The sequence below is a fragment of the Gilliamella sp. LMG 34360 genome, from assembly GCF_984568995.1.
Genome location: NZ_OZ474900.1, coordinates 2,047,938 through 2,060,504, shown reverse-complemented (window position 1 = coordinate 2,060,504; position 12,567 = coordinate 2,047,938). Strand labels below are relative to the sequence as shown.

12 protein-coding genes are annotated in these 12,567 nt (G+C 34.1%); 9 read left to right on the top strand and 3 right to left on the bottom strand.

Going from position 1 to position 12,567, the window contains the following annotated elements; translation table 11 throughout:
- The first annotated feature begins 231 nt into the window (after positions 1-231).
- On the top strand, positions 232-840 hold the full coding sequence (gene ruvA / locus AC5LW9_RS09260) for a Holliday junction branch migration protein RuvA (RefSeq protein ID WP_065602511.1): 609 nt from the start codon (positions 232-234) through the stop codon (positions 838-840).
- Positions 841-853: 13 nt separating this feature from the next.
- Positions 854-1,858, top strand: a complete 1,005-nt coding sequence (gene ruvB, locus AC5LW9_RS09255) for a Holliday junction branch migration DNA helicase RuvB (protein WP_025315739.1) — start codon at positions 854-856, stop codon at positions 1,856-1,858.
- A 78-nt stretch (positions 1,859-1,936) separates the two neighbouring features.
- Here the strand turns inward: ruvB and cysK are convergent, their stop codons facing one another.
- Positions 1,937-2,902, bottom strand: a complete 966-nt coding sequence (gene cysK / locus AC5LW9_RS09250) for a cysteine synthase A (protein WP_025315738.1) — start codon at positions 2,900-2,902, stop codon at positions 1,937-1,939.
- A 334-nt stretch (positions 2,903-3,236) separates the two neighbouring features.
- On the opposite strand from cysK, the gene AC5LW9_RS09245 reads away from it, so the two are divergent.
- Genes AC5LW9_RS09245 through AC5LW9_RS09235 form a run of 3 tightly spaced genes read left to right on the top strand, consistent with a single transcriptional unit; the run spans position 3,237 to position 4,373 of the window.
- Positions 3,237-3,395, top strand: coding sequence for a hypothetical protein (locus AC5LW9_RS09245; RefSeq protein WP_493455726.1), 159 nt, complete (start codon positions 3,237-3,239; stop codon positions 3,393-3,395).
- Between the two features lie 24 nt (positions 3,396-3,419).
- Entirely contained in the window at positions 3,420-3,881 is a 462-nt protein-coding gene (locus AC5LW9_RS09240) for an SMI1/KNR4 family protein (protein WP_493455725.1), read from the top strand.
- A 33-nt stretch (positions 3,882-3,914) separates the two neighbouring features.
- The gene (locus tag AC5LW9_RS09235) at positions 3,915-4,373 is read left to right on the top strand and encodes a hypothetical protein (RefSeq protein ID WP_493455724.1); all 459 of its coding nucleotides are present in this window, start codon (positions 3,915-3,917) and stop codon (positions 4,371-4,373) included.
- Between the two features lie 274 nt (positions 4,374-4,647).
- On the opposite strand, the gene priC is transcribed toward AC5LW9_RS09235, so the two are convergent.
- The gene (priC, locus tag AC5LW9_RS09230; protein ID WP_493455723.1) at positions 4,648-5,154 is read right to left on the bottom strand and encodes a primosomal replication protein PriC; all 507 of its coding nucleotides are present in this window, start codon (positions 5,152-5,154) and stop codon (positions 4,648-4,650) included.
- 13 nt (positions 5,155-5,167) lie between these two features.
- Positions 5,168-5,620 (bottom strand): terminus macrodomain insulation protein YfbV, encoded by a 453-nt coding sequence (gene yfbV, locus AC5LW9_RS09225; RefSeq protein ID WP_039126954.1) that lies wholly within the window; start codon positions 5,618-5,620, stop codon positions 5,168-5,170.
- A gap of 196 nt (positions 5,621-5,816) precedes the next feature.
- Between yfbV and AC5LW9_RS09220 the strand changes: the two genes are divergently transcribed.
- From AC5LW9_RS09220 to guaA, 4 genes are all read left to right on the top strand, one after another.
- Positions 5,817-7,022 (top strand): acetate kinase, encoded by a 1,206-nt coding sequence (locus AC5LW9_RS09220; RefSeq protein WP_493455722.1) that lies wholly within the window; start codon positions 5,817-5,819, stop codon positions 7,020-7,022.
- A 65-nt stretch (positions 7,023-7,087) separates the two neighbouring features.
- Complete coding sequence (gene pta / locus AC5LW9_RS09215) at positions 7,088-9,238, top strand: phosphate acetyltransferase (RefSeq protein ID WP_198228230.1); 2,151 nt, start codon at positions 7,088-7,090, stop codon at positions 9,236-9,238.
- Positions 9,239-9,610: 372 nt separating this feature from the next.
- Positions 9,611-10,087: a toxin-activating lysine-acyltransferase gene (locus AC5LW9_RS09210; RefSeq protein WP_198236587.1), complete on the top strand. Its 477-nt coding sequence runs from the start codon at positions 9,611-9,613 to the stop codon at positions 10,085-10,087.
- 847 nt (positions 10,088-10,934) lie between these two features.
- Complete coding sequence (gene guaA / locus AC5LW9_RS09205) at positions 10,935-12,518, top strand: glutamine-hydrolyzing GMP synthase (RefSeq protein ID WP_198228233.1); 1,584 nt, start codon at positions 10,935-10,937, stop codon at positions 12,516-12,518.
- Positions 12,519-12,567 lie beyond the last annotated feature (49 nt).

Genomic DNA, 12,567 nt, shown 5'->3' with positions numbered 1-12,567 from the left:
TTTTTTGCCGATTATTAAACAGTAATCGGCGAATTTCTTTCAGCTATTGCCTGTCTATTTATACAGTTTTTCTTTATTAATTTTTTTCTATCAGGTAAACTAACGACCAATTACTTTCAAATTAATTGCTACTCTTGTTCGTCAAATAAAAATTAATGATTAAATAATGAATATTTTATTTTCAAGAGCCGTCAATTATTTCAACCAACAGTAAATTACTAAGGATAAATTGTGATAGGTCGTCTACGTGGAACCATTATTGAAAAGCAACCACCTAAAGTTCTGATTGAAGTGGGTGGCGTCGGCTATGAGGTTTTTATGCCGATGACCTGTTTTTATGAACTTCCTGACAATGGGCAAGAAGTCATTGTATTAACCCATTTTGTGGTGCGGGAAGATGCGCAAATATTATATGGCTTTAATCAAGAGCAAGAACGAGAATTGTTTCGTGAATTGATTAAGGTCAATGGTGTAGGCCCTAAATTAGCGTTGGCAATTTTGTCTGGAATGTCTGCACAACAATTTATTAGTGCCGTTGAGCAGGGTGAAATTAAAACTTTAGTTAAATTACCAGGTGTTGGCACTAAAACAGCAGAACGTTTGATTGTGGAAATGAAAGATCGCCTTAAACGTTTTGCTGAGCAGCTTTCACCGATAAGTACAGTTATAGAAGCCAGCAGCGTTAAAAAATCATCTAACCAAATAGAAAGTGAAGCTGTATCAGCACTCATCGCATTAGGTTATAAACCACAAGAAGCCAGTCGAATTATCAATAAAGTTATATTACCTGATATGGATTGTGAAACGCTTATTCGCGAAGCATTAAAATCAGCATTATAAATAGGGATTTACTATGATTGAAGCGGATCGCTTGATTGCACCTCAAGCCAAAAAGGAAGAAGAATCACTGGATCGTGCTATTCGTCCTAAAAGCTTGGACGAATATATTGGGCAAGCACAAGTACGTGAACAGATGAAAATTTTTATTCAAGCTGCCAAGCAACGTAGCGATGCACTTGATCACGTGTTAATTTTTGGTCCGCCAGGACTAGGTAAAACAACTTTAGCTAATATTGTTGCTAACGAAATGAACGTTAATTTACGTACTACTTCTGGCCCTGTATTAGAAAAAGCAGGTGATTTAGCTGCAATGTTAACCAATTTAGAGCCCAACGATGTGTTATTTATTGATGAAATCCATCGCCTTTCACCTGTAGTAGAAGAGATTTTATATCCAGCTATGGAAGACTATCAGCTTGATATTATGATAGGGGAAGGTCCCGCAGCACGTTCAATTAAAATCGATTTACCTCCATTTACACTTATTGGTGCAACAACGCGAGCGGGTTCGTTAACCTCGCCATTACGTGATCGTTTTGGTATTGTGCAACGTCTTGAGTTTTATCGGGTTGAGGATTTGGAATATATTGTTAGTCGTAGTGCTAAATTTTTAGGTATGGACTTATCTGATGAAGGTGCACATTTAATTGCCAAACGTTCACGCGGAACGCCTCGAATTGCTAATCGTTTATTGCGTCGCGTGCGTGATTATGCTGATGTAAAATCAAAAGGTGTGATTGATCAAAAAATTGCGTCCCAAGCACTTGATATGTTAGATGTGGATAACGAAGGTTTTGATTATATGGACCGTAAATTATTGCTCACCATTATTGAAAAGTTTATGGGTGGACCTGTAGGACTTGATAACATTGCAGCTGCCATAGGTGAAGAGCGTGAAACAATTGAAGATGTGCTTGAACCGTTTTTGATTCAACAAGGTTATATTCAAAGAACGCCAAGGGGTCGAATTGCGACACCACATGCTTATCGGCATTTTGGTATTATTCAAGATGAGTGATTACTTTTTTAAAAAAGTAAAAAAGATATACAAAAGCGCGACTCAAACTTGGTCGCGCTTTTCGTTTCGAGGTTTGGTTTAACCAAGTTCTTTTTCAGTAAAAATACCACTAAATAAATCCGTACTAAGATAACGCTCACCAGATGACGGTAAAATTACCACAATGGTTTTATTGGCATTTTCAGGTAATTTTGCTAAACGATCAGCTGCATAAACGGCTGCACCGGATGATATACCTGCTAAGATACCTTCTTTTTCCATTAATTCTCGCGCAGTTTCAATGGATTGTTCATTTGTGACCTTTTCAACTATATCAATCAAGCTTAAGTCTAAATTTTCTGGAATAAACCCAGCGCCAATACCTTGAATTTTGTGTGGTCCTGGTTTAATTGGCTCACCCGCTAGGGCTTGGCTAATAACTGGAGATGTAGCCGGTTCGACAGCTACGGCTGTTATGTTTTTGCCTTGAGTCTTTTTAATATACCGAACTGTACCTGTAAAAGTACCTCCAGTACCTACACCAGCAATAAAAATATCTACTTGGCCATCCGTATCGTTCCAAATTTCTGGTCCAGTGGTTTTTTCGTGAATTTCTGGGTTGGCTGGATTACTAAATTGTTGCAGCATGATGTTTTTTTGAGGATTACTAGCAACAATTTCTTCGGCTTTTTCAATTGCGCCTTTCATGCCTTTTGCCGCTTCAGTCAAAATTAGATTAGCACCTAAAGCTTTAAGTAATTTTCGACGTTCTATACTCATGCTTTCTGGCATGGTTAAGGTTAGTTTATAACCTCGTGCTGCAGCGACTGCTGCAAGAGCAATACCCGTATTACCACTAGTAGGTTCGATTAATTCAACATCCGATGTTAATAACCCGCGTTTTTCTGCATCCCAAATCATATTTGATGCAATACGACATTTAACACTAAAACTAGGATTGCGAGATTCCACTTTGGCTAAAATATTACCGTTACCAAAATGTTTTAAACGAACTAGAGGCGTGTGACCGATGGTTTGTGAATTATCATCAAATATTTTACTCATTAAATAATCCTTATAAATAACTTTAAAGGGAATAGCGTTTTAATAATCGCTGACGATAACAATATTATAAAGGTAACTTAAAAAGATGATACTAAATAATAATTATAACAATATTCGTTTTTGATATAAGAAAGATGTAATTTTATTGATAACTAAAAATGTGTTCATAAAATAGTACACAATTGAAGTTAATATAATTTGATATCATCCCAGTATAAAAATTCAGAATTATTTGATAAATTAATGACTTTTAATGAAGCAAAACGATAAAACAAGTACTGTTAGGTTGGTAGTAAATAAGTTTTTATTTATGGATGTTATTTAAGGAAATCGAATGTTTGAATCAAAATATGCTGTGCCAAGAAATATTGATAAGCTTATTTCTAAATTAAAAATTACAACAGATTCTCATAATTCTTATATTAAATTTTTAAAGAAATATAATGTCATTGCTTTTGATGAGGATGTGTTTGATTATTCCATTGACTGTTAAGGTGAATCACTTCCGCTTGAAGTAATGCTCGGATTCTCTAAGAAAAGAGATCGGGAAGATATAATTGCTAATAACTGGATGTATTTAAATAGAATCCCTAAACGGCCCATTGCTATAGCATCTTTAAATTTCGGAGATTTACTTTGTTTGTATCCAAATGGCAAAGTTTATCATTGGGATCATGAAGTTAATGATCTATATTTTGATATGACAGTCAGAAATGGTTATTTAGAGCAGAATTTAGATTTAAAGCTTGTCGCTAATTCCTTTGATGAATTTCTAACAAAAATTATTAAAACCGAAATCGAAGATTATGATCCTAATGTTCCTTATTCTGATGATTATATAGATTTTTTGATAAAAGATTCTAAATATTTTTTTATGTCTTCGAAAAAAATAATTCAGGTGTGTTTAAAAAAATTAGAACTTTCTGAAAAAGGACGTGAGTTGATAGCGAAATTTAAAAGAGAAGGGCTTATAAGATAAAAAAGGATAATTTCATTAAGAAGGATCATCCAAATGATAGATATTAATGCAGATATAATAAGCTACAAATCTTTGGGTAATATTGAGATTGGTCGTGATGTGGAATTTTATGCAGACGAATTATATGAAAATTTTGATGTTGAAGAAAGAACGTGGGAAAAACCAAGTTCTTCAAATAAAGTTGGATACGAACTAAAATATTTGTACTCCTTGAATAATGGAACGATAACTATTTCTACAAATAGTAATGGTCGAATTGAAGAGCTATGGTGTAATCAAAATTATAAAGGAAAATATAGAAATAAATATAAAAATGAATTATATGCTGGCATTACAATGGGAGAACTGCTTAATTTAACAAAAAAACAGCTTATTTTTTGGGGTGAACTTATTCTTGATGACGACTATGGAATGTCTATTACGCTTCCCTCTCCATGGGATGAACTAGATGACTATTTTAAAGATATTCCATCAGATTTAACGCTAAATTAGATTTATTTTGGTAATCGTGATTGTTATCGGACAGTATATAAAAAAAAGAGAAGAAAAAAATCAAAAATGTGGAAAGCAAGACGAGGTAGATAATAAAGCCGATATAATAAGCCCTAAATTTATATGAAATATTTATGTTTTATATAAATTTAAGTTTTATTAAATTTATATAAATATTATTGTAATCAAATAAACTCGTTAAGTACCCAGATTTCCATCAAGACAGATGTTGAAAGCTGTATTATAAAGAGCAGATATAAGCAAATAACTTAATTCAATCTAGGCTATCGTTTTCCATTTCTAATTCAATTTTTTTTATTGCTTGTTCACAGCGATAGATTCGATTATCTAATGTCGCAACTTTAATATGATCAATTGAATCAGATGAAAGTTCAAATTCATATTTCATATCTTGTAATCGCCTAAGATAATCCAAATGTCTTGAGTGTTTTTCTGCAAGTGTTTCCAGAATAACATAGTCTGTTGGCTGCTTACGTAAATGTCCTGTAGCAAGCTCACGGGTAAGGGCGGTGATTTGATCAATAAGCTTTTCCGAAAAAAATTCAATTTGTGTCAATTTTTGAGAGAGTACCGCATCATAAAATGCTTGATAAGTCTGTTTTATTTTATCAAGATAGAACTTGTTATTAGACTCGATTTTGCTTGTGTTAAACAAATGTTCATCAAAATAATGTTCTTGAAAAGATTGTTGATCTGTTAAATTGATCTCTTGTTCAAGTACATTTATTTGATTTTTTAATTTTTCCAAAAAATTTTGCATGAGTTAATCTTCATTATTGGTTAGATGCATCATCATCTTGTCCAAAATAATTACCTAAATGAATTTTAGATAAGTTTATAAGTTGCATTAATGATTCAAACGTTAATTTTTCATTTGGGTTTGCGTTAACATTTAATACTTTTTTCTCGATGAGTTGTAATTTGATTCGGTTATAGCAATCCACTAAATTAAGGGGTAAAGGTGATTGTGAACGTCGACCCAACCAAAATATACCTTGTAATGGTAAGCTTAAAGCAAACAAAATAGTTAAGATTGTTACTGCAAGCTGCGCTGGCATATAATATTGCCAGACAATTAGCCCTACAATGCAGGGTGGCAAATATTTTGTTATGGTTTTTATGTGGTTAATGATTTTTAATTCAGGAAATGAATGCATCAATTGCTGATCAGTCGGACAAAGCTTCATATACCTTTGTCCAGCCTTAAATGTATTAACTAAATTCATCTTGTTGGGATTCCTCGACATTCACTTCTTATTGTCTTAAAATAATGTCATTCAAATTGGAGACTCTCTCTATTTTATCTCAAAAAGCAAGATATCAGAAGTCACCTTAACGTAGTCACATCGATTTTTTAAATCATGTGTTGAGTTACCAATTTTGATTGGTATATATCTTTTTATTCAATTTATAGGAATTACTATGTCATCAAGTAATAACGCTCTTGTTCTTAATTGCGGAAGTTCTTCATTAAAATTTGCCATTATTAACCCTGAAAATGGTGATGAGTTTTTATCGGGGTTAGCTGAATGTTTTAATCTTCCTGATGCACGTATTAAGTGGAAACTTGATGGTGTTAAGAACGAAGCTTCTTTAGGTGCTGGCGCTGCTCATAGTGAAGCAATCAGATTTATTGTTAATAGCATCTTCCCTCAAAAACCAGAATTATTAGATAGTATTAAATCTATTGGACACCGTATCGTTCACGGTGGTGAAAAATATACTCAATCTGTCGTAATCGATGATTCAGTATTAAAAGGTATTGAAGAAGCTGCAGCATTTGCACCTTTACATAATCCTGCGCACTTAATCGGTATTCGTGAAGCTTTTGCAGAGTTCCCTCATCTAAAAACTAAAAATGTTGCTGTATTTGATACTGCATTCCATACAACTATGCCAAAAGAAGCTTATTTGTATGCTATTCCTAACGAACTTTATACTAAACACGGTATTCGTCGTTATGGCGCACACGGCACTAGCCACTATTATGTTAGCCGTGAAGCTGCAAGATTATTGAATAAACCAGTTGAAGAAACAAATGTAATCACTTGTCATTTAGGTAATGGTGCATCAATTACTGCTGTTAAAAACGGTAAATGCGTTGAGACTTCAATGGGCTTAACTCCACTTGAAGGTTTAGTAATGGGTACACGTAGTGGTGATATCGATCCTGCTATCATGTTCTTCTTACACGATAACTTAAATATGTCAGTTGCTGATATTAACAGTCTTTTAAATAAAAAATCTGGTCTATTAGGTTTAACAGGTGTAAGTAGCGATTGCCGTTATGTAACTGACAACTATGGCAAAGATGAAAATGCAACAAATGCTTTAGATGTCTTTGTTCACCGTTTAGTTAAATACATTGGTGGTTATGCAATGCTTTTAGACGGTCGTTTAGATGCAATCGTATTTACTGGTGGTATTGGTGAAAATTCTGAAGAAGTTCGTCGTATGGCATTACAAAAATTAAGTATTCTTGGTTTTGAACTTGATCAAGAACGTAACCTTGCTGCACGTTTTGGTAAAGGTGGTACAATCACTAAAGACGGCTCTGCGGTTGCAATGGTGATTCCAACTAATGAGGAACTTGTTATTGCTCAGGATGCTGCGCGTCTAACTGCTTAATAAACGATTAAAACCGCCGAAATGGCGGTTTGTTTTTACATAAAAGAATTAAGAGGAAAATAATTATGTCTCGTACTATTATGCTAATTCCAACCGGAACCAATGTAGGGTTAACAGGTGTGAGTCTTGGTGTTATTCGAGCTATGGAGCGTCAAGGTATTAACTTAAACGTTTTTAAACCAGTTGCGCAGCCAAGAGCAGGTGGTGATGCCCCTGACAACACCACTACATTAATTAGTAATAACACATCAATTCCTGCTTTAAAACCACTTAAAATGAGTCATGTTGAAAACCTATTAGGTTTAAATCAACAAGATGTGTTAATGGAAGAAATCGTTGCCCTTTATGCTGAAAATACTAAAGGTGCTGATGTCGTATTAGTTGAAGGTATTGTTCCAACTGCTGATTATCCTTTTGCCAATGAATTAAATAATAACATAGCTAAAACGCTTGGTGCTGAAATAATCTTTGTTGTTAATATGGGTAAAGATACACCGGAACAATTAAAAGATCGTATTGAGATTGCCCGTTCTAATTTTGGTGGCGTTAAAAATGAAAAAATCGTGGGTGTTATTGTTAATAAAGTAAATGCACCTGTAGAAGAGCAATCTCTTGCTCGTCCAGATGTTGCAGAAATTTACCATACTCATAAATTTGATGGTGAAAAAATCACAATTGAAGATTTAAATCGTCATAGCCCAATTCCTGTGCTTGGTTGTATTCCTTGGAATATTGATTTGAGTGCTTGCCGTGCAATTGATATCGCTAAACATTTTGATGCCAAAATCATTAATGAAGGTTCAATTCAAAGCCGTCGTATTAAACATATCTCATTCTGCTCGCGCAGTGTGCAAAACATCATCAGCCATTTGCAACCAAATGCATTACTTGTGACTTCGGCTGACCGTTCTGATGTATTAGTAACAATCAGTCTAGCTGCTATGAATGGTGTGGCAATTGGCGGTGTATTGTTAACTGGTGGTTATGAAATTGATGAAAAAATCTATAAATTATGCCAACCAGCTTTTGATACAGGCTTACCTGTATTTACTGTTAAAACAAATACATTTCAAACTTCAATTAATTTACAACAATTCAATTTAGAAATTCCGGTTGATGACAAAGAACGTATGGATAATACACAAAACTTTGTTGCTGACCATATTGATGCAAATTGGATCAAATCATTAAATGAAGTGGTAAGTTCAACTCGTCGTTTATCTCCTCCAGCTTTCCGTTATCAGCTAACTGAGCTTGCACGTAATGCGAAAAAAGTGGTAGTTTTACCAGAAGGTGATGAACCAAGAACAATCAAAGCTGCAGCTATCTGTGCAGAGCGTAATATTGCAAAATGTGTACTTATTGGTAATCCTGATGAAGTTCGTAAAGTAGCAGCGTCTCAAGGCGTTACATTAGGTGCTGGCGTTGAAATTGTTGATCCAGAAAATATCCGTGAAAAATATGTACCGCGCTTAGTTGAATTACGTAAAAATAAAGGTATGACTGAAGTTATTGCGCGTGAGCAATTAGCTGACAATGTTGTGCTTGGTACAATGATGCTTGAAGCTAACGAGGTTGATGGTCTAGTATCAGGTGCGGTTCATACCACTGCCAATACCATTCGCCCACCATTACAATTAATTAAAACTGCCCCAGGTAGTTCACTTGTATCATCTGTCTTCTTTATGTTAATGCCAGACCAAGTTTATATCTATGGTGACTGTGCAATCAATCCAGATCCGAACGCACAAGAACTTGCTGAAATTGCTATTCAATCAGCAGATACTGCAATTGCCTTTGGTATTGAACCACGTGTTGCGATGATCTCATATTCAACAGGTAGTTCTGGTCAAGGTGCTGATGTTGAAAAAGTGAAAGAAGCGACTCGTATTGCTCAAGAAAAACGCCCAGATCTAATGATTGATGGTCCATTACAATATGATGCAGCAGTTATGCCTGATGTGGCTAAATCTAAAGCACCAAATTCACAAGTAGCGGGTAAAGCAACAGTGTTTATCTTCCCTGATTTAAATACTGGTAATACCACATATAAAGCAGTACAACGTTCTGCTGATCTTGTATCAATTGGTCCAATGTTACAAGGTATGCGTAAACCTGTTAATGACTTGTCTCGTGGTGCATTAGTTGACGATATCGTTTATACTATTGCATTAACAGCTATTCAATCAGCGCAAGAGCAAAATGCTGGTAAATAGTTTATATTGATGTTTCAATTTGTGAGAGGTTATTCAATAACCTCTCATTTCAACCAAACTATAACGTTTTGTCCTTTATAAAAACAAAAATAGTTAAAAATAATGTTTGTTATATATTGTTTATAGCTGTTATTGCGTTCAAATTCATTACATTTAAGAATAATTTATTTAGTTTAATTTATTTTTAGTTTTAAGCTAATTCTATTTTTAGTGATCTAATTAAATAGTTATTTTTTGTATTTGCTCATTTCATTCATTTTTAAATGACTAAACAAGTAATGTTTATGTCAGTAATTCTAATTTACTACATAAAAATAACTTCTATCTTTTAATAAATTGGTTTTAAATTAATGTTATTAGAGGTAAAACGAAATGAACAGTTCTAATCAAAACTTAATCCAAATCATTGCACCAAATATTTATCAAGATACTGCGTGGAATGAATCCGAAGTATTAGGCTATACCATGTGGTTATGGAATAGAAACCCTAATTATCGAAATGCGGCGATAAGTTCAGCATTAGAAGCATTACTTCCTATCATCAAGTCTAAAAACTTTATTTTATTGATTAAAAATAATAGACCATTAGGGTACCTCAATTGGGCTTATTTGAATAAGGAAGAAGAATGGCAATATTTAAATAAAATGAAAAGTTATCTCAATTTTGTCCAATGCAACGAAAAGGATGAAACGAAACGGCTATGGCTTTTATCTTTTTTTTGCCCATTTGGATTGAATGAAATTTTACTCATGAAATCAATATGTAAAAAAGTATTAAAAAATAATCTTTGCTTTTTTGGTTATCACAAGTCAAAAGCAAAACCTGTTATTAAAACAGTTCAATGTTAGGGTATATAAGCCAAGAATTTTGAATCAAATATCTATAAAAATTAATATTATTATTGGTGCGGGCTTTGTTTGTTCTGAATTAGTAAGAGGTATTACTCAATAAATCATAACAGTTTTAATTTTATCGATTTAACATTTTACTTATATTGCACAAAAGTGCTTATGGATTCTGTTAAATGTGACAAACTAGTACGGTGATAACAATATCAATACTGCAACAGTAACTCTAAATCTTATGCAAGTTTTTATATTTGTACTTAAAGTAAATTACATGAGTAACTTATCGTAATTAGGATAAATCACGACAAATGGCTATGATTTATACCATCGTCAATGTTTGGCACGATTTTACAAAATCTAGTCACGTAGATATAAATACCAATTTGAAAAATATAATAATACTGGGGGTAGAATTGGTAGGTGCTAAACTACTCATAGTTAAAGATACTTATTTATAGATTAATGCACGTTTTGAACATGATCTTGGCAATACTATACCTAAAATTTCGAAATAATATTGTTGTTGAAAAATGGTAATTGTTGTTCAAATAAAAAGCAAACAATAAACTAACTTCCTAATTAATATATACCTAGTGAAATTATATTTACTGTGTATATTTTTCTGTTTTTCAGATATTTTCCTTTAAATATTGATCAGTGAGTAAGCCTGCAAATACCTCAGCTATGCTTCACCTTAATTGCAAGTTTTATTTCCCTAATATGCTAAATATCTTTTTTATGAATATTTATTACATAAAAAATGCTGATACGCTATTTAAGCATAATGATTAGATGATACAATACCAAGCAATTTTTATATTGGCTTATATTTTAGGAATTAAAATTGATGAATAAAGACATCCACCAACAGCGTATATTGATTTTGGATTTTGGTTCACAAGTAACGCAATTAATTGCTCGAAGAGTTCGTGAAATCGGTGTGTATTGTGAACTTTGGCCATGGGATGTTTCGGAAGAAAAAATTAAACAATTTAATCCTAAAGGCATCATTTTATCAGGTGGCCCTGAAAGTACGACCGAACAAAATAGCCCAAGAGCGCCTGAATATGTATTTAACGCTGGTGTGCCTGTGTTAGGTATCTGCTACGGTATGCAAACTATGGCAATCCAAGTCGGTCAGGGCGGACAAGTTACAGCATCTAATCAACGTGAGTTTGGTTATGCTAAAGTTGATATTGTTGCAAAATCCAAATTAACCGAAGGTATTTTAGATAGCACAAGTGATGCGGGACTTGAGCAACTCGATGTTTGGATGAGTCATGGCGATAAAGTCACTTCATTACCCGACACGTTTACTTTAATCGGGCAAACAGAAACATGCCCATTTGCCATTATGGCTAACGATGAAAAACAGTTTTATGGCGTGCAGTTCCATCCGGAGGTAACGCATACTGTTAAGGGATTAGAGTTACTGCAACGTTTTGTTATTGATATCTGCCAATGTGAAAAATTATGGACACCGTCCTCTATTATCACGGATGCAGTTGCTCGTATTAAAGAAAAAGTTGGCAAAGATAAAGTATTATTAGGTCTTTCTGGTGGCGTTGATTCATCAGTTACCGCATTATTATTACATCAAGCTATTGGGGATCAGTTAACTTGTGTCTTTGTTGATCATGGTTTGCTGCGTTTAAATGAAGCAAAGCAAGTAATGGAGATGTTTGGTGATAAATTTGGTTTAAATATTATTGCTGTTAATGCAGAAGACCGTTTTATGGCTGCATTAAAAGGCGAAACCGATCCAGAAGCTAAACGTAAAATTATTGGTCGTGAATTTATTGCCGTTTTTGATGAAGAAGCAGCAAAATTAAAAGATGTCAAATGGCTTGCTCAAGGAACCATCTATCCTGATGTTATTGAATCCGCTGCTGCTGACACAGGTAAAGCTCATGTCATCAAATCTCACCATAATGTGGGTGGATTACCTGAAGATATGAAAATGGGCTTAGTTGAACCATTACGTGAATTATTCAAAGACGAGGTACGTAAAGTCGGTCTGGAACTTGGTTTACCTTACGATATGCTTTATCGCCACCCATTCCCGGGACCGGGTTTAGGTGTTCGGGTACTGGGTGAGGTGAAAAAAGAATATTGTGATTTATTAAGACAAGCCGATGCGATTTTTATCGAAGAACTCTACAAAGCCGATTTATATCACAAAGTTAGCCAAGCATTTACCGTATTTTTACCAGTACGCTCGGTTGGCGTCATGGGCGATGGACGCAGATATGATTGGGTTGTCTCACTGCGTGCCGTTGAAACCATCGACTTCATGACCGCCCACTGGGCTCATCTTCCATACGACTTTTTAGGAAGAGTATCGAACCGCATTATCAATGAAGTAAATGGCATATCACGAGTTGTATACGACATAAGCGGAAAACCACCTGCTACTATAGAGTGGGAGTAAAGATTTTACAGTTATTAATTTCTGTTAATCTATATAAAAGCCATTCATT